Origin of the sequence: Indibacter alkaliphilus LW1 (assembly GCF_000295935.2) — a bacterium.
GTDB classification, from domain to species: domain Bacteria; phylum Bacteroidota; class Bacteroidia; order Cytophagales; family Cyclobacteriaceae; genus Indibacter; species Indibacter alkaliphilus.
The window spans coordinates 36,986-59,626 of sequence record NZ_ALWO02000032.1 but is presented as its reverse complement, the minus strand read 5'-3'; the positions used below and the strand labels follow the sequence as shown (position 1 = coordinate 59,626).

Annotated in this window: 19 protein-coding genes; 13 read left to right on the top strand and 6 right to left on the bottom strand. The window is 39.8% G+C overall.

Annotation, left to right across the window (positions count from 1 at the left end; all coding sequences use genetic code 11):
* On the bottom strand, window positions 1-696 hold the full coding sequence (locus tag A33Q_RS09345; RefSeq protein ID WP_040490306.1) for a murein L,D-transpeptidase catalytic domain family protein: 696 nt from the start codon (window positions 694-696) through the stop codon (window positions 1-3).
* A gap of 266 nt (window positions 697-962) precedes the next feature.
* Between A33Q_RS09345 and A33Q_RS09340 the strand changes: the two genes are divergently transcribed.
* The 12 genes from A33Q_RS09340 to A33Q_RS09285 all read left to right on the top strand — a co-directional run bounded on the left by A33Q_RS09340 (window position 963) and on the right by A33Q_RS09285 (window position 11,302).
* On the top strand, window positions 963-1,376 hold the full coding sequence (locus A33Q_RS09340) for a 6-pyruvoyl trahydropterin synthase family protein (protein WP_009034309.1): 414 nt from the start codon (window positions 963-965) through the stop codon (window positions 1,374-1,376).
* Window positions 1,333-2,028, top strand: coding sequence for a GTP cyclohydrolase I FolE (gene folE / locus A33Q_RS09335; RefSeq protein WP_040490298.1), 696 nt, complete (start codon window positions 1,333-1,335; stop codon window positions 2,026-2,028). Before A33Q_RS09340 ends, folE begins: the two co-directional genes overlap by 44 nt.
* 174 nt (window positions 2,029-2,202) lie before the next feature.
* Entirely contained in the window at window positions 2,203-2,883 is a 681-nt protein-coding gene (locus tag A33Q_RS09330) for an SDR family NAD(P)-dependent oxidoreductase (protein WP_009034307.1), read from the top strand.
* 86 nt (window positions 2,884-2,969) lie between these two features.
* Window positions 2,970-3,233 (top strand): hypothetical protein, encoded by a 264-nt coding sequence (locus tag A33Q_RS09325; protein WP_009034306.1) that lies wholly within the window; start codon window positions 2,970-2,972, stop codon window positions 3,231-3,233.
* 20 nt (window positions 3,234-3,253) lie between these two features.
* A complete protein-coding gene (locus tag A33Q_RS09320; protein ID WP_009034305.1) occupies window positions 3,254-3,697 on the top strand; it encodes a hypothetical protein in 444 nt (147 codons plus the stop codon).
* A complete protein-coding gene (locus A33Q_RS09315) occupies window positions 3,694-4,323 on the top strand; it encodes a flavin reductase family protein (RefSeq protein ID WP_009034304.1) in 630 nt (209 codons plus the stop codon). The genes A33Q_RS09320 and A33Q_RS09315 overlap by 4 nt, the downstream gene beginning before the upstream one ends.
* A complete protein-coding gene (locus tag A33Q_RS09310; protein ID WP_009034303.1) occupies window positions 4,323-5,330 on the top strand; it encodes a ligase-associated DNA damage response exonuclease in 1,008 nt (335 codons plus the stop codon). The genes A33Q_RS09315 and A33Q_RS09310 overlap by 1 nt, the downstream gene beginning before the upstream one ends.
* Before the next feature lie 470 nt (window positions 5,331-5,800).
* Window positions 5,801-7,330, top strand: a complete 1,530-nt coding sequence (guaA, locus tag A33Q_RS09305) for a glutamine-hydrolyzing GMP synthase (protein WP_009034302.1) — start codon at window positions 5,801-5,803, stop codon at window positions 7,328-7,330.
* Between the two features lie 135 nt (window positions 7,331-7,465).
* Complete coding sequence (locus A33Q_RS09300; RefSeq protein WP_009034301.1) at window positions 7,466-9,124, top strand: ABC transporter substrate-binding protein; 1,659 nt, start codon at window positions 7,466-7,468, stop codon at window positions 9,122-9,124.
* Window positions 9,125-9,130: 6 nt separating this feature from the next.
* The gene (hemL, locus tag A33Q_RS09295; RefSeq protein ID WP_009034300.1) at window positions 9,131-10,423 is read left to right on the top strand and encodes a glutamate-1-semialdehyde 2,1-aminomutase; all 1,293 of its coding nucleotides are present in this window, start codon (window positions 9,131-9,133) and stop codon (window positions 10,421-10,423) included.
* Between the two features lie 12 nt (window positions 10,424-10,435).
* A complete protein-coding gene (locus A33Q_RS09290; protein ID WP_016255010.1) occupies window positions 10,436-10,786 on the top strand; it encodes a Spx/MgsR family RNA polymerase-binding regulatory protein in 351 nt (116 codons plus the stop codon).
* 141 nt (window positions 10,787-10,927) lie between these two features.
* Window positions 10,928-11,302, top strand: coding sequence for a hypothetical protein (locus A33Q_RS09285; RefSeq protein WP_152527398.1), 375 nt, complete (start codon window positions 10,928-10,930; stop codon window positions 11,300-11,302).
* Window positions 11,303-11,328: 26 nt separating this feature from the next.
* On the opposite strand, the gene A33Q_RS09280 is transcribed toward A33Q_RS09285, so the two are convergent.
* Complete coding sequence (locus A33Q_RS09280; RefSeq protein ID WP_040490297.1) at window positions 11,329-12,282, bottom strand: NAD-dependent epimerase/dehydratase family protein; 954 nt, start codon at window positions 12,280-12,282, stop codon at window positions 11,329-11,331.
* Window positions 12,283-12,425: 143 nt separating this feature from the next.
* Here A33Q_RS09280 and kbl point away from each other — a divergent pair, with 143 nt between their 5' ends.
* Window positions 12,426-13,622 (top strand): glycine C-acetyltransferase, encoded by a 1,197-nt coding sequence (gene kbl / locus A33Q_RS09275; protein ID WP_009034296.1) that lies wholly within the window; start codon window positions 12,426-12,428, stop codon window positions 13,620-13,622.
* A gap of 281 nt (window positions 13,623-13,903) precedes the next feature.
* On the opposite strand, the gene A33Q_RS09270 is transcribed toward kbl, so the two are convergent.
* The 4 genes from A33Q_RS09270 to sov form a co-directional block, all read right to left on the bottom strand.
* The gene (locus A33Q_RS09270) at window positions 13,904-14,578 is read right to left on the bottom strand and encodes an energy transducer TonB (RefSeq protein WP_009034295.1); all 675 of its coding nucleotides are present in this window, start codon (window positions 14,576-14,578) and stop codon (window positions 13,904-13,906) included.
* A 69-nt stretch (window positions 14,579-14,647) separates the two neighbouring features.
* The gene (locus tag A33Q_RS09265) at window positions 14,648-15,028 is read right to left on the bottom strand and encodes a VanZ family protein (protein WP_009034294.1); all 381 of its coding nucleotides are present in this window, start codon (window positions 15,026-15,028) and stop codon (window positions 14,648-14,650) included.
* 6 nt (window positions 15,029-15,034) lie between these two features.
* A complete protein-coding gene (gcvH, locus tag A33Q_RS09260) occupies window positions 15,035-15,412 on the bottom strand; it encodes a glycine cleavage system protein GcvH (RefSeq protein ID WP_009034293.1) in 378 nt (125 codons plus the stop codon).
* A 54-nt stretch (window positions 15,413-15,466) separates the two neighbouring features.
* Window positions 15,467-22,639: a T9SS outer membrane translocon Sov/SprA gene (sov, locus tag A33Q_RS09255; protein ID WP_009034292.1), complete on the bottom strand. Its 7,173-nt coding sequence runs from the start codon at window positions 22,637-22,639 to the stop codon at window positions 15,467-15,469.
* Window positions 22,640-22,641 lie beyond the last annotated feature (2 nt).

The window sequence follows — 22,641 nt, the reverse complement described above, 5'->3', positions numbered from 1 at the left end:
TTAAAAAAAGGAAGAGTTTGAAAAATATTCAGGATCTTCTGCATAAATGAATATACAGCTGTTTTCTTTGATGATATCGATGAGCTCTGATGCCGACTCATTGGGTAAGGCTGGGCAACCCAAACTTCTGCCCAGTCTTCCTGTCTGAACAATGAATTCTTCCTTTGCATAGTCTGCACCGTGGATGACGATTGCTCTTTCTCTTGCTTTGTCATTAATTCCTTTTTCCAAGCCATCTAATCTCAGAGAATATCCATGTTTGCCATGGTAGGTTTCAGCAGTCAGATAAAAACCCAAGCTGCTTTTGTAAGATGAATTGGTGTTGGAAAAAGACTTTGCATACAAATCTCCTGAATTTCTTCCATGACTCACATAATCATGAAAAAGTATAAGTCCTGTTTTTGTGTTGATTACCCATAATCTTTTTTCAGTCGAAGGGAGAGAAAAATCAATTATAGTCAAAGGCCTGTCAGGTTCTAAAGCCTTCTGCCGGACCAGTGCACTTTGTCCTACTAGAGCCTTTTGAATCAATTCAGAAGCTGGTAGCGGAACGTTTTTATTATTACCATTCTGATAGATCAAGACAGACAGGTCGTCTCTCGAGTCAGAAAAATCTGACTCAGTAGTTCTTTCAGGAAATAATTTTCCAGGTAATAGAATCAAACAAATAAGAGTAATGACGAGGGTGAATCGCATTTGAGTTAAATTCAGATTTGGCAAATTAAGTTCCATTGGTATGAATTTGCAAATCAAAGCATTAAGATTGTAGCTGAAATCCATTTGATCGGTCGATGGATACTGGGAACTGTTTAGAGTATGGCTTATGTTAATGAAACTGTTGCCAATTTAATTGCAAAATAAAATGAATGTGAATTGGATTGTAATTCAGTCACTTGACTATTTTGTTTAAAGAAAAAAATAAAAAATTAAACAAAAAATCAAAATAAGGGGTTTGATAGACAATGAAAGTAGCAGTATACAGAAAAGAGCATTTTAATGCAGCCCATAGGTTGCACAATCCTAATTGGTCAGATGAAAAGAACGCTGAGATATTTGGGAAGTGCAATAACCCCAACTTTCATGGACATAATTATGAGTTGATTGTTAAACTTATAGGCCCAGTGGATCCAGAAACTGGTTATGTGTATGACATGAAAATTTTGAGTGATTTGATCAAAAAGGAAGTATTAGACAAATTTGACCATAAAAACTTAAACCATGACACAGATGAATTTAAAAACCTTAACCCAACTGCAGAAAACATTGCGGTGGTTATTTGGAATATTCTAAGGGAAAAAATCGATATAAAACACGAGTTAATCATACGACTATATGAAACAGAAAGAAACTTTGTTGAATACGATGGGAATATCTGATTCTCATCAAATAGATGAAATCGGCGATGAACACATTGGCACCTCACATGATACTCCTTTACGGGAAGACGCTTTTGAAATGGATGACGATCTCAAAATGGAGATCATTGAAAAACATTTTAAGGAAATCATGCATGTCTTGGGCTTGGACCTATCAGATGATAGTCTTAAAGGTACACCAAGAAGGGTAGCTAAAATGTACATCAAAGAAATTTTTAGTGGGCTGAATCCAAAAAATAAGCCTGATATTAAACTCTTTGAAAACAAATATAAATACAAAGAGATGCTGGTTGAGAAGGACATTACCTTCTACTCCAATTGTGAGCACCATTTTGTGCCAATTTACGGAAAAGCTCATGTGGCCTACATTTCAAATGGTAATGTGATTGGTCTTTCCAAAATCAACAGAATTGTACAATACTTTGCCAAGAGACCGCAGGTGCAGGAAAGGCTGACGATGCAGATTGGAAATGAATTGAGAGAAGTACTGGGTTCTGACGACGTTGCTGTTGTAATAGATGCACACCACATGTGTGTTTCCACACGTGGAGTACAAGACGTCAACAGTAGTACTGTCACTTCCTACTATAGCGGTAAATTTGAAACAGACGAAAACTCAAGAAATGAGTTTATGAAATATATCAGTCTATAATACTGACTGAAAATTAAACCAACACGAAGCCGGGTGATGCCCGGCTTTTTTTATTTCTCAAAAGTCTTCTTTAGTTGGTTATTTCAAGGGATAAGTGTCTAGTATTTAATGATAAGGGGTTTTTGTATAAAACAATTCACTGTGTAATTGATTATATATGTTAAACAAGATTGTATGAAAGATAAGAATATTGTGATCATAGGAGGGAATTCCGGCATTGGGAAATCCATAGTAGACAAACTGAAAATGGAGGGTGCGAATGTTTTTTCATTTTCCCGAAGTGAATCTGGTCAAAACCAATTGGATGTGACAGAGGATTTTGATATAAGTGCTTCACTTCCAGAGCAGATTGATGGTTTGGTTTATTGCCCGGGGACTATCAATCTTAAGCCCTTTCATCGATTCAGTACCGAAGATTTTCAGAAAGACCACGAAATCAATTTTTTAGGCGCTGTCAAGGTGCTTCAAGCGTGTATGAAAGGTTTGAAAAAATCTGGATCTGCATCTGTTGTTCTTTTTAGTACAGTAGCAGTACAGGTAGGATTGGGGTTTCATGCTTCTATTGCATCGACCAAAGGTGCCGTGGAAGGACTGACTAGATCGCTTGCAGCTGAATGGGCTCCAAATAACATAAGAGTAAATGCAATAGCTCCTTCTCTTACAGATACTCCGTTGGCAAATCAACTTTTGGGCACGGATGATAAGAAAGAAGCTTCCAATAAAAGGCATCCTTTAGGTCGATATGGGCAGCCTGAAGACATCTCGTCTGCGAGTCTCTATTTGCTTTCAGATGCGTCAGGTTGGATGACGGGGCAAATTCTACATTTAGATGGTGGCATGTCCTCCATTAAATAGACAAAGTGTCTCCGTTTTAAACAATTTATAAGGATATTGTGTAATTATTATAGGGTATACTCCCTTGCGTTTAAAGTACAAAGATTATGAGGACTCCACCGGAATCATTTTTGATTTTCAAGGAAGAATTGGAAAAAGCCAAACTTGAAAAGGAAAGGCTTAAAAAGGAATACGAAGCCAAGTTGGCTGATATGAATAGAGAATTAATGAGATTAAAGGAGCAGATTCAGTCCCAACAGGAGTTGATTAAGACAACTTTGGATTATGCAATCCGTCTAGAAGAGAATCTGGGAAGCTTTAAAGATGAAGTCTCAAATGGTAGAAATACTAAAAACCGTTCATTTCATTAAATCAACTTATCCAAAGCATCATGAATACCACTATAAATGTCATAGAATCCAATAATTTTGAGATGTTGTTCGAAGCTAGGTATGCCAAGGTATATGCCAATTCGGAAAAAGGAATGATTATCTGTGAATTGCTGGCCGATTACATCCCTATTGATGATTTCAAAGACACATTTAATCAGATTACAGCCATAGTCAAAAACGGAAAATACGAGAAGTTTATTTTTGATAAGAGATCTTTGAGAGCATTTCATCAGCCAAGTATGGAATGGTACTTTCTGCACTGGAAGAATAAAATGCTGGATGAAGGAATTTCAAAGCATAGAAAAATTCTTCCTGAAGAAAAATGGTTTGAAAAAATGGTCATGATCGCCAAGGAACAGATCATGAAAAATAATCCAGACAATATTATTGATAAGCTGGATATCAAATACTGCAATTCCATAGAAGAAGCCATTTTAATATGATGAAGCATTTTGATAAGGCCTCCATATTGGAGGCTAAATCATTTTTCAGAAGAGATCTGATCAATTCCATCTCGGGTTACAAAAGTCTTAATCTAATAGGTACTAAAAATAAAATCGGGCAAAGTAATCTATCACCCTTCTCACAGGTTTTTCACATCGGGGCAACTCCGCCTTTGCTTGGCATTCTTTTTAGACCGCATACTGTTGAAAGACATACCTTACAAAATATTCTCGAAACAAATTATTTTACGCTCAATCATGTAACAGCTGATTTTTATAAGCAAGCACATCAGACTGCGGCAAGGTATGAAGGCTCTGAATTTGAAGCTACTGGACTTGAAGAGGAGTATAAGCTAGATTTTTATGCCCCTTTTGTAGAGCCAAGTCCTCTGAAGGTTGGGTGTAAACTGGAAGAAAGCCTTACGCTCGAAATCAATGGGACTGTTATGGTCATAGCAAGTGTGGAGCATTTGTGGGTTGACCAAAAAGGTCTACTTCCCGATGGTTCATTAGATCTTGAAGCAATCGGAACAGTGACCTGTTCAGGTTTGGATACTTATTATTTGGGTAAAAAATTGAGTAGATTGAGCTATCCAAAGCCAAACAAGGATTTAGAAGAAATCTAATGTCTCTCCTCGAACTTACACCTGCCGGGCTATATTGCAAACAAGCAGATATTTATGTAGATCCATGGAGGTCTGTAAATAGAGCTGTGATTACACATGCACATGCTGATCATTCCAAGTGGGGAATGAAGCATTATTTAGCGCATCACATGTCCAGAGAGGTGATGAAGCTTAGGCTGGGAAATGACATATCTCTCGAAACAGTTGATTATAATTCTCCAAAGCAAATCAATGGTGTCAAACTTTCCCTCCATCCGGCAGGGCATATTCCAGGTTCCTCGCAAGTAAGATTGGAGTATAAAGGCCAAGTAGTGGTAGTCAGTGGTGATTACAAACTGGAGGATGATGGTCTGAGTACTGTTTTTGAGGCAGTAAAATGTCATGAGTTTGTTTCAGAATGCACTTTTGGATTACCGATCTATAAATGGGAATCACAGGGGTATATTTTCAATTCCATTAATAATTGGTGGAAGCGAAATGCCTCAAAAGAAATCACTTCTGTGATTTTCGGTTATTCCTTGGGAAAAGCACAGCGTATTCTTAAGCATTTGGATCAAAATATTGGCCCCGTCTATGCCCATGGAGCAATTTGGAATACAAACCAAGCTTTGAAATCCAATGGGCTGAACTTGCCTGACATACCTAGGGTTACTCAGGAATTGCCTAAGTCCGCTTATAAAGGCGCTTTGATCATAGCCCCGCCTTCTGCTATGGGAACAGCTTGGATGAAAAAGTTCAGCCCCTACCGAACTGCCATTTGCTCAGGTTGGATGAATATCCGAGGAGCCAGAAGGAGAAGATCAGCGGATATTGGGTTTGTGCTGTCCGACCACGCAGATTGGGAAGGTTTGATCAAGGCCATTAAAGCGACGGAAGCCGAAAAAGTTTACCTCACCCATGGAAGTACCGCTGTTTTTGGCAGATATCTAGAGGAAGTGGAAAAAATACAGGCTGTGGAACTGGAAACACTTTTTGAAGGGGAGAATGGAAGTGAAACAGAAGGTTGATATTTAATCCCCATAGCGGACAAACTATTGATGGGTATTATAAATAAGTTTTAACGGTATTGGAGTTTGAAAAATAGCGGTTGATTCTTTTGATTCAATATCAAATACCCATTAGATCATTTAAAGACTTCTTTTGACCTCAAAAGAGATTATGGATGTTAAACTTGGATAAATATTTCTATTTTTATGTATCACCATTTATCCAAATCACATGAAAAGAAACATCATTCCTTTTTTGATCAAGTGAAATTCAGTACCTTTTCTGGACAATAGAATTCCTTTAAGCGGAAGAAATCCAAAATATGATAAGGGTATTACCACTTTTTAGTCAAAGTCTAGTTAATCTTCCAGTCGACCTCGGTAGACAAGTTCTTTCAACCTTTCAATCCATTCCTTTCACTTGCCAAACATTCTTCTGAAAATTTTCCTTAAACTTTTTCCCAATCTCACTGCCCTGTGTACCTTTGCGCATGGCAGAACAAATACTCATCCTAGATTTTGGTTCCCAATACACACAGTTAATTGCCCGCAGGGTAAGGGAGCTTAATGTTTATTGCGAAATCCACCCCTACAACAACATCCCCGAAATCACCCCGGATATCAAAGGGATAATCCTTTCGGGAAGTCCTTGCTCAGTGAGAGATGAAGGCTCTCCAGATCTTGATCTGGATGCATTAAGGGGGAAATTGCCCATATTGGGCGTTTGTTACGGATCTCAACTTTTGGCTCACAAGTATGGAGGTGAGGTATTGCCTTCAGAAATTAGAGAGTATGGCAGGGCAAACTTAGACCATATCGATCTCCATTATGATTTGTTAAAGGAGATGACTCATGGTTCTACAGTATGGATGTCTCATGGTGATACCATCAAAAACCTACCGGATGGATTTGATGTGATTGCCAGCACTGCATCAGTAAAAGTGGCTGCATTCAAAATCCAAAATGAAGAAACCTATGGCATACAGTTTCATCCTGAAGTAACCCATTCTACAGAAGGCAAAAATCTTCTCAGAAATTTCGTAGTCAATATCTGTGGCTGTTCCCAGGATTGGACTTCTGATATGTTTATTGATATCACTGTAGCAGAGCTCAAAGAAAAGATAGGTTCTGACAAAGTAGTGATGGGTCTTTCAGGCGGTGTGGACTCTTCAGTGGCAGCAACTTTGATTCATAGAGCTATAGGAGATAACCTGACTTGTGTATTTGTAGATAATGGCCTTCTGAGAAAGAACGAGTACGAGGAGGTTTTGGAGTCTTACAAAACATTGGGCCTTAATGTGATTGGGGTGGATGCCAAAGAAAGATTTTATGTGGCATTGGCAGGGATCTCAGAGCCTGAAGCCAAAAGGAAGGCTATCGGACGAGTGTTTATTGAAGTTTTTGATGATGAAGCACATAAGATCGACGGTGTGAAATGGCTAGGACAGGGGACTATTTATCCTGATGTGATCGAATCCGTTTCTGTTAAGGGGCCATCAGCAACTATCAAGTCTCACCACAATGTGGGAGGTCTCCCTGATTTTATGAAACTTTCAGTTATAGAGCCTTTAAATACACTTTTTAAGGATGAAGTAAGGGAAGTAGGCAGAGCGTTGGAAATTCCAGAAGCTATTATTGGGAGACACCCTTTCCCAGGTCCAGGTCTGGCTATTAGGATTTTGGGGGACATTACTGCTGAAAAAGCCAAAACACTTCAAGAAGTAGATTATATTTTTATCCAAGGATTGAAAACTCATGGTCTTTATGATCAGGTTTGGCAGGCCGGAGCAATTTTGCTTCCCATCCAATCAGTAGGGGTGATGGGAGATGAAAGGACTTATGAAAAAGTAGTAGCTCTCCGGGCTGTAGGATCAGTGGATGGTATGACTGCGGATTGGATTCATTTACCGTATGAGTTTCTCGGTAAAATGTCCAATGAGATTATCAATCGGGTTAAGGGAGTAAATCGAGTGGTTTATGACATTTCTTCCAAGCCACCTGCTACCATTGAATGGGAATAAGGAATATTGAAATTGCTTGATGGAATGAATGCCACCTCTTCAAGGGTGGCATTTTTCTTTTCTTTTGGTCGAAAATGGGTTAAATTCGAGCCCTGTTAGGAATGAATTTTGCCCTTGTAATTTGAAAATCTATATATGAGACAAGTTTTCCTTTTGTTATTGTTTGTTTTTACATTTTTTGTCCAAAGCTCAGCTCAAGATGAATTAAGAGAGTATGAAAGAGCCAAAACTTTAATTGGCTATGGCAATTATGGTGAAGCCATGGAACTTTTAAAGCCATTTATGGAAAGAAATCAATATGGTCAGCTTTCTAATTATGCCAAATACAATTATGCAATGGCAGCCTTGAAGAGTGAAAATTATGCTCTAGCTCAGACAACTTTAAAAGACCTGGTTGGCACTGGCAGCTGGGTAAAATCTGAAGATGCAAAATATTTACTTGCAATAGCTTTTTTTGAAGAAGGTAAAAATAAAGAGGCTCTTCAGGTAATAAATTCCATCAAAGAGGCTGAAATAAAAAGACAGGCTGAGAATGCCAGCTTTAATTTTTTGAAAGAAGCTCCTTTGGATTTCTTATTAGGTAACGTGAAGGAGTTTAATGATAACTCAGGGTTTATGCTGGCATTAAAGGCCCAATTGGATAGAAAAACGATACTTTCTTCAGAGGAGAGGGATTTGTATAACGAAGCTAGAAATATTGGTTTGGAAGGTGGTACGAAGGCAGATGGGAAAAATGGGCAAGAATTGGATATAGCTTTAGTACTTCCCTTTAATTATTCTGGTGGATCTGGGGTAAGAAGCCTCAATTCGAGCAATTTTGTTTTAGAATTGTATCAAGGAATCATAATGGGAGTAGAGCAGCTAAAGAAATCCGGAGTTGCCGTCAATATCAAGACTTTCGATACGGAAAGAAATATGGAAAGAATCAAAGAGATACTTGCAGATCCATATTTCAGACAAGCTGATGCAATCATTGGCCCCATATATCCGGATGAAACAGAGTTAGTAATGAATTTTGCTGAAACCAATAAAATACCTTATATCAACCCGCTGTCAAATATTGACGACAGGTTTCAGGGGATGAACTATGCATACCTGTTTAGACCTTCTGTAGCTTCAATTGCTGACGGTGTGGTGGAATTTGCTAGAAAAAATATCAACGGGAAAAAAATAGCCATTGCTTATTCATCTTCTTTGAGGGATGAACAGCTCTCCACCCAAATTCAGGAAACATCAAGGAAATTCGGGTTTGAGATTGTCAAATCCCAAAAGGTTTCGGGAAGGGAAATAAACGAATTTTTCAATGGTCTGGACTTAAGATATGATTCTGCTGCCAAAGCCGATATGGTCGTTTTATTGGCAGATGACCCGAATATTGGTGCAACAGCTTTGGGGTTCTTGGAATCACAAAATGTAAGCACACCTATTCTGGTAATGGACAGTTGGCTTTTCTTCAACTTCGCAAATTATGAAATGTTGCTTGCTGAAAATCTGTATTTTATAGGTAATAATACCATTAAATTAGACAGCAAACCTGTTGCAAGCTTCCGCGAAAAGTACTTTCAACTATTCGTCGGCTATCCGTCTTTTAATACTCACCTAGGTTATGAATTAATTCAATGGATTGGGGAAACTATCAACCAATCTGATGGGTTTGATCTAAGAAGGAATTTGGATAGACGGGGATTCCGGGAAGGCAAATTGTTCTATGGTTTTGATTTCAGCAAAAGTCATCACAACAAATATGTCCCTGTGCTTAAATTGGAACAGGGAAAACTTGAACTCAAACAATAAAAATTCATGCAGATTACCCAAAGCAAAGATTTATTTAATAAGGCTAAAAATTTTATACCGGGAGGAGTCAATTCTCCCGTTCGTGCATTTAGAGCTGTTGGAGGAGACCCAATTTTTATCAAGAAGGCAGATGGAGCATTCATTTATGATGAGGATGACAATGCTTATATAGAATTGATCAACAGCTGGGGTCCCATGATTTTGGGACACAATCATCCGATGATCCGGGAGGCTGTAATCAAAGCAATGGAAAATGGAACTTCTTTTGGCGCGCCTACAGCAAGGGAGGTGGAGATTGCAGAATTGATTGTTGCTATGGTGCCTTCTGTTGAAAAAGTAAGGATGGTCAATTCCGGTACAGAAGCTACCATGTCAGCTATCAGGGTTGCCAGAGGCTTTACGGGCAGAGATAAATTCATCAAGATGGAAGGCCATTATCACGGTCATGGCGATTCTTTTTTGATTTCTGCGGGATCTGGTGCCATTACCATGGGCAATCCGGATTCTCCGGGCGTGACCAAAGGTACAGCTAAGGACACACTTTTGGCCCCATACAATGACCTTGAGGCTATAGAAACGTTGGTTGAGGCCAACAAAGGGGAAATTGCAGCCTTGATACTGGAACCTGTACCAGGAAACATGGGGCTTGTTATTCCAAAAGAAGGCTATTTACAAGGTTTGAGAGATATATGTGACCGTGAAGGTATTGTACTGATCTTTGATGAAGTAATGACTGGCTTTAGGCTATCCAAAGGGGGAGCCCAGGAATTGTTCGGTGTCACTCCTGATATGACCACTCTAGGAAAAATAATCGGAGGAGGTATGCCGGTGGGTGCTTATGGAGGCAAAAAGGAGATTATGGAATTTGTTTCCCCAGCGGGACCTGTTTATCAAGCCGGAACATTATCCGGTAATCCCATTGCAATGGCAGCCGGACTTACCATGCTCAACTATCTCAATGACCATGATGAAGTATATACTCAACTCAATCAAATAGGGGGAAAGATTGTTGCTGGGATCAGATCCAGCCTTGAAGGACTGGGACTGGATTATACTGTGAACCATCTTGGTAGTATGTACAGTCTTTTCTTTACCAATTCGAAAGTTACGGACTTTGCATCTGCCAAGCATTCTGATACTGCTCTCTTTGGTAAATATTTTCAATCTATGCTTCGTCAGGGGGTGTATCTTGCTCCTAGTCAATTCGAAAGTTTATTTCTTTCTACGGCTCTTTCAGATCAGCTTATTGGCAAGATATTGGAAGCTAATAATGTAGCGTTAAAAGAGATTCACCAATAAATAAGCATAAAAATGGAACTTAGGATATACGGCATCAAAAACTGTAATACCATGAAAAAGACCTTCGATTTTTTGGAAGAGAAGGGGGTGGATTACCAGTTTACTGACTATAAAAAGGAAGCACCTGACGCAGAACTTCTGGTGAAATTCGCCGAAAAAGTAGGCTATGAAAAATTGATCAATAAAAAGGGCATGACTTTCAGGAAGCTAACAGATGAGGAAAAATCAAGTCTGGAAAATGAAAAGGAAGGCTTAGCACTTTTAAGCAAGAAAAGCAGTATGATCAAAAGGCCTATTATAGAATTTCCTGATGGAGATTTGGTTTTGGGTTTTGATCCAGAGGCAATTGAAGCAAAAATGTAAGGAAAGGTTTACGGCAGCATCACAGTTATTGGTGCTGCCATATTTTTTTATTGAGGTACTTTTTGAATTAATATGACCCGTTTTGTCATATAAAACTAACTAAGAGAAACCATAGAACTTAGCCATCCAAAAAGACCAGATGTGTTTCCAAGCATTTCTATGGATGATGTCAATGAAATCGAAAATCATCCTGTTTTCAGCAATTTACTTTTTGCAGGAGAATATGCTTTGGTGCAATTCTTTACTAAGATTCCTGAGGATCAACTTAAGGCTTTTAAAGCAAAGTCAGAACAATATTTCAATTTACCGGAATATAAAGAAGCCTTCAGAAAATACGTTAAGCCCTGTTACATATTAGTGAAGAATGGCCAGCAAATAGGTGTGATCAATGAACTCCCTGTGAATGGGAATATTGAATTTTTGGATAAAGAAGGAGCAATCTATATCAATGACAATATCAGTCCGGAGGTAGAGAGAGATTACAACGTGTTCTATAAGCTGAAGATAGAAGAATAAAAGAGGCCTTCGCCTCTTTTTTATTTTTAGAAATTCACCATATACTCAGGTAGGTTGGTCAAAATATCTGCTGTCATTTTTCCCAAATCGTAATCGTGCTTCCAGCCCCAATCTTCCCTTGATCTGCTGTCATCTATGCTATCCGGCCAGGAATCTGCTATGGCTTGCCTAAAATCCGGTTCATAGCCTATGGTAAAGTTGGGATAATGTTTTTTGATGCTTTCGAAGATTTCTTTCGGAGAAAAGCTAATGGCCGCCAAATTATAACTTGATCTGATTTTCACTTTTTCCTTAGGAGCATGCATGAGGTCTAAGGTAGCTTTGATCGCATCAGGCATGTACATCATCGGTAAGTATGAATCTTCCTTAAGGAAGGAAACAAAATGCTCTCCGGCAATAGCTTTATGGTAGATATCTACTGCATAATCAGTAGTGCCCCCACCAGGAAGGGATTTGTAACCAATAAGACCTGGATACCTGAGACTTCGGACATCAACCCCGAATTTCTGGAAATAATATTCACACCAGCGCTCCCCAGCTTGCTTGGAAATGCCATATACCGTATTGGGTTCTTTTACACAATATTGAGGGGTATTGACTTTTGGAGTGTTGGGCCCGAATACTGCTATTGAAGAGGGCCAGTACACTTTGTCCATATTGAATTCTTTGGCCAGTTCCAAAATAAAAAGGAGGCTTTCCATATTGAGATGCCAGGCAAAGAGAGGATTTTTTTCTCCCGTAGCAGACAGAACTGCCGCTAAATGATATATCTGCTTGACATTTTCTTCTTGGATCAGTTTCCTGACCTTTTCCTTATCCATGACATCCAGCACCTGAGTGCGGCAAAAATCAAACTTCTTAAGATTACCAGGATTGATATCTGATGCGATGACATTGTCACTTCCGTAAATTTCTGTCAGAGCCAGTGATAATTCCGAACCAAGTTGCCCTGCTGAGCCTATAATAAGAATTCTTTCCATAAGATAAATTACACTTCCCGGGTCCAAAGGCCCATGAGCTTTTTTGATTATATTTGGGTTTGCGTGGGCAAAAATAGTGAAATCAATGAATGAATAACATTAATATTCCACAAGTGTTTTTATAATAAATCAGTCTAATAAATATGTACGATACTTTAAAACCCAAATTAGAACAAGAATTAAAAGAAATTGAAGAGGCAGGTCTTTTCAAAAAGGAAAGAGTCATTACTTCTCCCCAATCAGCTGAAATAACCATTTCCGGAGGTAAGAAAGTGTTGAACTTTTGTGCAAATAATTACCTGGGTCTTTCTTCCCATCCTAAGGTTATCGAAGCGGCAAAAAATGCCATTGACACTCATGGTTTTGGGTTGTCTTCAGTCAGGTTTATCTGCGGTACGCAGGATATCCATAAAGAATTGGAAAGAAAGATATCCGAGTTTTTAGGGACAGAGGATACTATTCTTTATGCAGCAGCATTTGATGCTAATGGGGGAGTCTTTGAGCCTGTTTTTGGTCCAGAGGATGCCATTATCTCAGACGCACTCAACCACGCATCCATTATTGACGGTGTAAGGCTTTGTAAAGCTATGCGTTTTAGATATCAGCACAATGATATGAAAGACCTAGAAGCACAGCTACAAGAAGCAGATGTCAAAGGGGCCAAACAAAAGATCATCGTCACGGATGGTGTATTTTCTATGGATGGTACTATTGCGCAATTGGATAAGATTGTAGCCTTAGCCGAAAAGTACAATGCGGTAGTAATGTCAGACGAATGCCATTCCACAGGATTTATGGGCAAGACAGGAAGAGGTGTACACGAACATTGTGGTGTGATGGGTAAAATAGATATCATCACGGGAACATTGGGTAAAGCTCTTGGAGGAGCATCCGGTGGGTTTACTTCAGGAAGAAAAGAAATCATTGAGCTGTTGAGACAAAGGTCCCGGCCATACCTTTTTTCAAACACCTTGGCCCCATCCATTACCGGAGCATCTATTGCTGTATTTGACCTGCTATCTGAGACCACAGAACTTAGGGATAAGCTTGAAGATAATACTAAGTATTTCAGGACTAAAATGACTGAAGCTGGATTTGACATCAAACCTGGGGAGCATGCTATTGTTCCAATTATGCTCTATGATGCTGTTCTGTCCCAAAAAATGGCCGAGAGGTTATTGGAAAAGGGAGTTTATGTGATTGGATTTTATTATCCAGTAGTGCCAAAGGGACAGGCAAGAATAAGAGTACAGATTTCTGCCGGACATGATAGAGAACATTTGGATACCGCTATCAATGCTTTTGTAGAAGTAGGTAAGGAATTGGGAGTTATTAAATAGAAACCATTCTATTTCCTAAAATTTATGGTAAAAGCCTGCTTGTCTTTAGACAGGCAGGCTTTTTAATACCTTTGATTTTGAGGAAGTCTTCTCAGTTATGATAGCAGTTAGGAAATCAATTGGGATTTGTTTCATAATTATTCACAAATTTTTGAAAAAGGGCTGGCAGGTTTTTTCTTATAGAAGTGGGATTTTAGAAAATGAATATAGGAGAAATGAAGAAGACTTTTCAAGCATAAAAAAAGGGGCTTGAAGCCCCTTTAAGTATTGTAATTCGGAAATTATCCAAGTTTGAACCTGATCGGAAGTCTCATCCTTACTCTTACTGGACGGCCTCTTTGCTTACCAGGAGTCCATTTTGGAGCATTGGAAACTACTCTGAGTGCTTCTTCATCGCAACCTCCCCCAATTCCTCTTAGGATTTCAACATCCTGAATAGAACCGTCAGTGTTTACAACGAATACTACATATACTGTTCCCTCTATACCCATTCTTCTCGCTTGAGTTGGGTACTTAAGATTTTTTCTCAAATACTCATTCCAAGCTTCCATTCCACCTGGGAATTCAGGAGAATTTTCTACCACATCAAAAATTTCATCTGCTTTCTCCACTACAGGTGCATCAGCGATTACTACTTCTTTGATGACAGTCTCTTCCTGAACATCCAAATCAAAATTTACTTCGATTTTTTCTTCGATTTCCACTTCATCAGGAATCTCCTGAATTACCGGCTGCTCGATTGGCGGCGGTGGTGGTGGTGGCTGTTCTGTAATTGGAATGTCCAATAGTTCTTCAAAGTCATCGGATACCTGTCCTAAGTCTTTTAATCCAAGATCATCGAATGACTTGTATTCAAAGGCAAACAGAACCAACCCGACGCTAACAAAAAGACCTATATTCAGGAACATTCCCGATTTTTTGGTCAAATCCGCTTTTGGCGTCTTTTTAGCTTCCATGGTTGTACTTTATAAAGGTTAATAAATTTTACAATTTTAAAGATAACAATTGTAGCCATTTATTTTTATTTATACAAGTCTGCTTTTAGCCTTATATAAAATAATAAACGCCACAAAACCCACTGTACCCCCTATCAAATTTGCAGCAATATCAGCGTATTCAAATGACCGATTGGGTACAAACTGTTGCAAATACTCCACTAAGATAGGAAAAATTATTGTAAATACTAACAAATTAGTCAATAATTTTCCCCAATTCAACTGATTATCAGCATTTATCGTACCGACTCTGCACCATAGAAATGTCAATAAGGCAAAAACTCCAAAGTGCACCAACTTATCAGCATGTGGAAACAACGGGGTCTTCGGGAGGTTTTCACCTGGTGTCAAAAGTGCCACCGTTACAATGATCAACCAAATGATGGCCGGTAATATTCTGTGATTTATCAAAATTAATTATGCACCGATCAACTCTGCGTAATCTTCTGAGCTCAATAGGTCATCAGGAAGGTCTCCGGAGATTTTCACTTTGATCATCCATCCTTCATCGTATGGAGATTCATTCACAAGTTCAGGAGAAGATTCCAACTCTTCATTAAATTCGATGATTTCGCCTTCTAAAGGCATAAAAAGGTCTGAAACTGTTTTGACAGCTTCTACAGTGCCGAAAACCTCGCCTGAAGCGATCGTTTCTCCAACTGTTTCTACTTCTACATAGACAATATCACCAAGTTCTCTTTGAGCAAATTCTGTAATTCCAATGGTTGCGATTCCATCTTCAATTTTCACCCATTCGTGATCTTTGGTGTACTTAAGTTCTTGAGGCAAATTCATAAATTGATTTTTTTAAGGTGGGTAAAAATACAAGGTTTCATTAAATCAAAAAACCTATTGTGATAAATTAAATCTCAGTTGTCCACCAAAGGCAGTAGAGCTTCTTCGGAATGCTGTTGTTACCCTTGGGTCGTTGACAGTTCTGTCAAAATAAAACTGGATATTCAGACTTTGATTGATAACATAACCTATTGTAGGACGGATTTGCAAATTAAGGTTGCCGTTGGTTACTGTTGCCGGTTCTCCAATTTTTCTTTGGATTTGCCTTGTATCCACTACTCTGGTGTTTAGCCGCAGTTGAAGATCATTTTTCAAAACTTCTTGCCTTCCCTGGATCTTAAAAGGGATTTTTACTCCCGCTTTTGTATAACCCAGATCAAAGCCGATGTCCCTACTGTTTTGCTCAGTTACTTGGGCATTGGAGAAATTTAAGCCAATATTCCTTTCAGTATTGTATTCAAGGTTAATATTGAGCCTGTCTTTTGTCAATAAGTTTACTCCGAGGAGAGGTGAAAATCTTTCAGTCATGATTACCTGGTTCAATACAAAAATCGGGATGTATTCTCCAAACTCATTGGTAAGGGTGGCTCCAGGTATATCCCTGACCCTGTTGAAAAGCTCAAGGCCAGATTGATAAAGCAATGAATTTGAAAAATTGCTTACCTCATAAGTGGAAGCATAACCATGGGTCAGGTTGATGCTGGCAAAATACTCTCTTAAGGCTGGGATTTGGGATAACCCCTTGTAATCCAATCTCCAATTGGGAATCGGGATTTTAGGAAATGGATTTAATTCGATATCCGTAGGGTCTTTGCCAGAGTAAGCTGCTAGAAATGCCAAAGTCAATACATCCTGACCATTAAGGGCATATTCCCCTCCAGGATTAGCGGCATTTAAGCGGTCCTGAATCAAAGATCTGTTTTGCTCAAACTGGCTGAAAATTGGAGAATTATTACTTCTGTCATCCCGCGAAAAGGTCGTTCGAAGCATAGAGTAAGTGATACTGTAGCCGCCCATCCTATTGGGACTGAGTGAAACAAATTCTCCTGGACTGCTTTCTGAGTTCCTGAATATTTCACTGAATTCCCCCGTTTCTCTTTTTCTTGCTTCAAAATTTATCCTGAAGTCCCTAAAGGGTTCAGCCAAAGCATTGACTTGAATATTGATTGCCTGATTCTGCCGGAATGCCTGTGTGAGTTCTGTACTTGGAGCCATCAGACCCTGATCTGCCAGTCCAAATCTGACATTTGGATTTTGAGCCCCTAATATAAATCCAAGACCAGGATTCAAAAAGCTCCTATCCAAGCCCAGTAACCCCGTGTTTTCCATGTACCCTGGCAGGAAAGTTCCCTCAACTTTGGAAATCCTGAAGTTAATGTCCTTGAACATGGTCACAAACTTAATCAGCCTGTTCGTAAAGGGGGTGCCAATGGTGTCTTCTGCATTGACAGAGGGTCTACCTGGAATACTTGGTCTTTTGGGCGCATTCAATGCTCTGATTTTGGCGTTTTTATTATATAGTTTAACAAGGTCAATTCTACCGTTCAAGGCTTGGTCTCTTGTGTTTTGTATCACATTACCCAAGGTATCCCTTTGGCCAATAGCTCCTGTCATCCAGGTGTAATTGGCCCCATACCGGTAATCCATACCTATCCAATCCAAGGCTCCCACTTTTTCAAATGGAAGTTTGTAATTGAGCATTACTTGGTGATTGTAATTTGTAGTTCTCCCCAGATTCATCAAGTTGACCCGGACAGAATCCCTAGCTTCCTGTGAGTCTCTTGCTCCTTCAGGTTCATCAATGACAGCTAATACCCTACCGCTGTAATCAACCCTTAGATTTTTGGTCAAATCCCAATTGACATTGTAGTTTCTGTTCAGGAAAAAACTTTTCTGATAAAAAGGCTCCACACCATCTGTTGTTAAAAATTCATTTCTGTATTGAGTTCTCAAAAATCGCCGGTCCACATCCACTCTTGCAGAAACGGAGGTTGGAGAGAAATTGAAATTCATATCTTTCAACAACCTGAAATTTCCCAACCAATCAACATTCTTGAAAGGCTCCAAAATGGCAGGTTTAGGTTGGAATACATAGGCTATATTTCCTACATAGGATTCGAATAAATAGCTTTCAGTATCAATATTACTTTGTCTAACTGAGCCATAGGCGTAGGAAAAGGAAAAATTGCTGAGGTCATAGATTCTTACGTTTTCTTTTTCAGGATTTCGGTTTTTCCTGACATTGGAGAATCCAATATTTCGCCTTCTGGAAAGATCTAAAACCTGACTTCGATAAAAATCCCGGTCGGCATCCGTGGTGAATTTATCCAATGCCTGAGAAAGCAGAACGTCAGGATTTAAAGGGTCATATTCCGGTCTGACGGTAGTGTTCTCTATACTGGCATACATGGGAATGGTTACATTCATTGCTTCGGGCAGAAGTTTTTCCACGTTTACATTGGCGGATACATCGTATTGGGTAGAAGCAAATAAAGATCTTTGAGAAAGGCGTGTTTCCAGTCCTCCAAACCCGACGGAGCTGTGGCGGATAGATGTGGATACGGTCGCTACATCAGCTATCTGCGCATTTAAAATAGCATTGGCTGCCCAGCCAGACGATTCCTTGAACCCCGTCACCCGGAGTTCGTTTGCCCAGATACAGATAGATTTAGATGCACCTCCTGTTTCGCCGGGGTTTCTGATTCCCAGCATCATCCCTTGGATCAAACTGAGTTCCGGTCTTCCGACCACGGTGACTTTGTATTGTCTGACATCTTGGGTAAATGCTAAGTTCAGGGGAACTCTTGCATTGTCTCTTGCAATTTTAACCCCCACAATTTCATCGATAGCGATATCTATTTCATTTTCCAAGGGCCAGATTTGTTGGGGGTCTCTCGTACCTCTTGGAGTGATCAATAGGGGTACCTCAATCTCATAATAATTGTCTGTATAATCTGTCCCCATTCTTAAAAAAGCAGTCATTTCTCCGTCTTCGGCATCATCCGAATCGGCATGAAAAAACATTTTAACCCTTTCAAACTGTACCAAGTCGAGTGAATTGGCATTTTTGAATACTGCTCTGGCATCCCTGGCTTGAAGATCTTCCACACAAAGCCTCAAGGATTGTTCGTTGAGCTGTCTTTCAACTGCCGCAAGATTGTCACGGTCACGGGTGATGCCGGGAGGAAGTACATAAGGACTTTGGGTAGGCGATCCTTGACTGTTTTCTTCAATATTTACTACTCCAACAGTCAAATTGGAATTGTCAGGCTCAGGTACTTCAAAAAAACCTCTTTCAAACAGAGACTCTTGGAAAACCCTCCATTGACTTGCTATCAATCTGAAATTGGCCATCCTTAATACCACAGGCTGTTCAAATTCCGTCAGATATGTCCTCATAAATCGGATGGACTTAAAGCCTGAAATATCTCCCTGTACCCTGTCAGGAGTTCTAATGGGAATTCTGAATAAGTACCAATCTACTTGGTCCCCACTCTGGGTTGAAGTCACTTTATCAATAATATAATTTCTCCCAACTTGCAATTCGCCAGGTCTAAGATCTATTTCGTACTCATAATAAGCTTCCAGTTCATTGATTGTATTGTCATTATTCAAATCCTCATTGTCAGGAAGGTTTGAACCTGATGGCGTATAAGGAAGATTTACATTAGAGGTGATTGGAGTATTCCCCTCCATGCCATTAAATTTCTTGTGGCGCTCAAGAATCTTTACATTGTTTTGATCGTATTCTGGATCCAGGTAATATTTAAAATCATCATTGGATGGATCTTCCAATATTTCCTGAAGGGCATTTGGAGAGACACTCAACCTGTTGATAAACCTGTCTCTAAAAAACTCAACCTCAGCATCACTACTGAGTCCATCCAAGCCTATATCCTGATTTTCCCTTGCTTCGGGAGAGTTGTCAAAAGCAGGTATCAAAAATTGCTGTCTTGTTATCCGTCCCCATTCTGTAGTAGCAGTTTCACTTGCGTCTCCATCTGCAGGTAGCCCATTTTCAAATCCGTGCCTTCCGTCTTTGATGACATCTTCTGAGACTTCCCCCAAGTTGAACCTCAGTTTTCCACCGGTAGTATTATTTTCATTAAATACTCCATCCAGAACACGGCCATTCGGCCCATCGATAAAGGGGTCGAGCATCCAGAATTCAATGTATTCGATATTCGTTCTGTCAAAATCCACCTCTGTAGTAATAGCACGAGTGACCCCCCCATAATTTAATCTGGGATTTGGAAGTAAACCTTCCGGGGTAAGGTTCGGATTATAATTATACATTCCCCTTTCATGAGGAAAGTAGGCCAACTCAAATAAAGGCTCCGGCACTATGATCACATCTCTATCCCTAAATTGAAATATCTCTTGGGGAATTACTCTCCTTACATAATGGTTTTGCCTGTCTTCTCTTCCGATATTGGAAGGAACTCCTGGGCCACTTTCTCTATAAAAAACATTGTCAATATTGTACCAAGCTACCTTAGCTCTTCTGTATGCATTTCCCAACCTGTCTTCAGTACTTCCTCTGAGATCAAAGTCATCATTATCTGTTTTAGGGGTTGCAGCAAGGCTCCAAGTCTGGGCCGCTGCATTTCCAAGTCCGTAAGGAGTAATGGCTGTTTCGAAATCATCAATATAGGAAGCCTGTTCCCCATTTACCCTATTGGAAGTTCCTGGAAGCAGTTGGGCAAATTCTCCACTAAACTGTATAATGGATTTTTCTTTGGTGCTTGTAAAAGGAAGTGCATCGGCGAGTTTTGTCAACCACCTGGATTCGTCATTATAATTTGCATCAAGCCCCCACATGCTGTTTCTCAATGTCTCGGAACCTGTGGCTATACGGGTAATATTGGGCCTTTCGTTGAGGTACAGAAAAGTACCTCCAAGATTCAACTTGTCATTAACCATGTAGTCCAATCTTGTTCCAAGCAAACTTCGGGTCTGAAAGGAAACCAAATCTGCTTTTTCAAAACTGATGGAAATTCTTTTTCCTGATTGGAGAATGCTTTCATTGATGATGTTTACACGCCCTATATTGTAATCCACTGTAAAATCCACACCCTCTGTCAAAGGAATATTGCCCGCATTTACGATGACGGATCCTGGAGAAATATTCAAACCGGGAAGTAGAATTTCAGAAGCTGAGCCTGCAGTAAACCTGCCTTTGATGAAGTACTTATCGTAGCGGGTGACCAGTTCTGCATCTGCTTTTGTAGTCCTGTACAAGGTGTCAAAGACATATCTCTCAGCAAGATTTCTTTCATTGGGTTGAAAAAGATTCCTCAGGGTCCTGCCAAATGGCTCCAACACCGGGAAAACCAAAAGGCCCCGGTCTGGAAAAATAGTTATGCCCGGCACAAAGTCAAAGTTTCCGTCAGGTGCCGGATCATTTTGGGGGTTTAAATTGTCCAGACCCATCAAGCGTATTAATGGTCTATTGGCTACATTTTCACCCTCCAGTAGGGTAGGGTTGTCCAATCCCGTCCTGTCATCTCTATAAATAACCTGTAGCTGGAAGCCATCCTGCATAATCTGGTTTGCATTGAGATTATAGACGTTTTTCATCATCAGATCCCAGGTAGGTATATTGATGTTGATCCGTGCAGGTCTCAGCATTTTTAGAAATATCAGCTCATTTTCCGGTCTGTTTTGATAATCCTCAGAAAGTTCTCCAACCTTAAACACCTGTCCATTAAAAGTATATTCATATGAAACTGCTAAGACTTCATCATTCTGCAACCTTCTGGTAAGCGAGACATAGCCAAGCTCTCTATGGAAAATAAACTCAGTATCCGCAAGCCTTCTGGCTCCGCTCACCTGTTCAAAATCCACACCTCTGGTAAGCTGTAAATTGGATTCAATAGCAGAAGATCCTGTATCAAAAGGGCGGAAGGCCGGGTTAGAAGTCAAATTTCCAAATAATTCATTGGATCCGTTGGCAGTAGGAGCCCCTTGAGTCCCCGTACCAATATTAGGATTGTCAGGTCTGAATATTCTTGTACCCTCACCCAAATCCATGAATGCGTTGAAATTTCTCAAAGTTTCAGTATTGTTGGCCCTGTTCATAATGTAAACTTCAACCCTTGTAATATTTACTCCTGAAAGTATCTGAGGCAAACCTCTCAACCATCTTTCATAATTGTCTCTAAAAAAGTGTCCGAGGAAAAAGTGTCTGTTTTCATCGTAATTAGAACCTTGAATTTCAAACTGCCTTCCTTGACTACCACCTTCTATCACCAATTCATCACGCCTTCCCCTTTGTGTAGAGGCCACTGCTGTCACGAAAAGGTTCCCAAACTGTAGCTGTGTCTTGACCCCAAAGAGATTTTGTGCTCCTTGGATCAGACTGTTTTGTACAGGCATGCTCACATTTCCGATTTCTATGGATTTGATGATGTCTTCCTTGAATCCGGTATATTCAAGTTTGAGTTGATTCTGAAAGTCAAAGGAATTGTTGGAATCAAAATTGGCTCCTAACCTCATTTTTTCACCAAGATTACCATTGACGGCCATTTGGATCTGTTGATTGAAATTAAAGTTGCCGTTTTGCTGTTGCCGAATAGGGATAGCCGGGTTATCAATTCTTCTGAAAACTGCACCCAAGTCCAAGTTGACAAATCCAGTGGGAACTATATTGATTTCATCTCCTCCAAAAATCCTGTCAAATTGAGGGGTGCTTGTCATGGGGAGAACCAGGTCTCTTCCAGTTACGGGGCTGTCTCCGTCCATCCCACGGGATCTACTTCGCCAATATTCCTGCCTTACTTTGTATTCTTGGATTTTAGAGAATTCTTCGAAATCATAAATCACTCCTGAGTCCACATCTCCGCTGTCCAGCTGGTTTTGAATTCTATATTTCAGCGTAGAATCCAATTCCACCTGTACCCTTTCATCGGAAGGGGGGGCAGGGTGAAAAGGTGAATATCTGGGTCGGTACGGATTTTGATCAGGATAAAGTGGATTGGTATTAAGGTTCTTCCAAAGCAAAAAAGAAGGCAACATCCTTCTTCTACTTAGTGAGTCCACAATATTAATATTTAAGCTGTCTCTAGGAGATACCGCTAAAGTGTCCTGCGCAACAGGAGGAACTGTATCTGTCTCCACTTCCTGTGCTATGGCTTCCAGTGGAGGCAAAACTATGCACAGCAACAGAAAAAAAACTGTTGAAATGATAAATAGAGCGCCTTTGGGAAAAAAATCCTGCAGAGACAAAA

What these genes read in the sequence shown, in the direction of transcription:
- A33Q_RS09345 (WP_040490306.1), bottom strand. Translation starts at nt 696, where the DNA reads ATGCGATTCACCCTCGTCATTACTCTTATTTGTTTGATTCTATTACCT.
- A33Q_RS09340 (WP_009034309.1), top strand. Translation starts at nt 963, where the DNA reads ATGAAAGTAGCAGTATACAGAAAAGAGCATTTTAATGCAGCCCATAGG.
- folE (WP_040490298.1), top strand. Translation starts at nt 1,333, where the DNA reads ATGAAACAGAAAGAAACTTTGTTGAATACGATGGGAATATCTGATTCT.
- A33Q_RS09330 (WP_009034307.1), top strand. Translation starts at nt 2,203, where the DNA reads ATGAAAGATAAGAATATTGTGATCATAGGAGGGAATTCCGGCATTGGG.
- A33Q_RS09325 (WP_009034306.1), top strand. Translation starts at nt 2,970, where the DNA reads ATGAGGACTCCACCGGAATCATTTTTGATTTTCAAGGAAGAATTGGAA.
- A33Q_RS09320 (WP_009034305.1), top strand. Translation starts at nt 3,254, where the DNA reads ATGAATACCACTATAAATGTCATAGAATCCAATAATTTTGAGATGTTG.
- A33Q_RS09315 (WP_009034304.1), top strand. Translation starts at nt 3,694, where the DNA reads ATGATGAAGCATTTTGATAAGGCCTCCATATTGGAGGCTAAATCATTT.
- A33Q_RS09310 (WP_009034303.1), top strand. Translation starts at nt 4,323, where the DNA reads ATGTCTCTCCTCGAACTTACACCTGCCGGGCTATATTGCAAACAAGCA.
- guaA (WP_009034302.1), top strand. Translation starts at nt 5,801, where the DNA reads ATGGCAGAACAAATACTCATCCTAGATTTTGGTTCCCAATACACACAG.
- A33Q_RS09300 (WP_009034301.1), top strand. Translation starts at nt 7,466, where the DNA reads ATGAGACAAGTTTTCCTTTTGTTATTGTTTGTTTTTACATTTTTTGTC.
- hemL (WP_009034300.1), top strand. Translation starts at nt 9,131, where the DNA reads ATGCAGATTACCCAAAGCAAAGATTTATTTAATAAGGCTAAAAATTTT.
- A33Q_RS09290 (WP_016255010.1), top strand. Translation starts at nt 10,436, where the DNA reads ATGGAACTTAGGATATACGGCATCAAAAACTGTAATACCATGAAAAAG.
- A33Q_RS09280 (WP_040490297.1), bottom strand. Translation starts at nt 12,282, where the DNA reads ATGGAAAGAATTCTTATTATAGGCTCAGCAGGGCAACTTGGTTCGGAA.
- kbl (WP_009034296.1), top strand. Translation starts at nt 12,426, where the DNA reads ATGTACGATACTTTAAAACCCAAATTAGAACAAGAATTAAAAGAAATT.
- A33Q_RS09270 (WP_009034295.1), bottom strand. Translation starts at nt 14,578, where the DNA reads ATGGAAGCTAAAAAGACGCCAAAAGCGGATTTGACCAAAAAATCGGGA.
- gcvH (WP_009034293.1), bottom strand. Translation starts at nt 15,412, where the DNA reads ATGAATTTGCCTCAAGAACTTAAGTACACCAAAGATCACGAATGGGTG.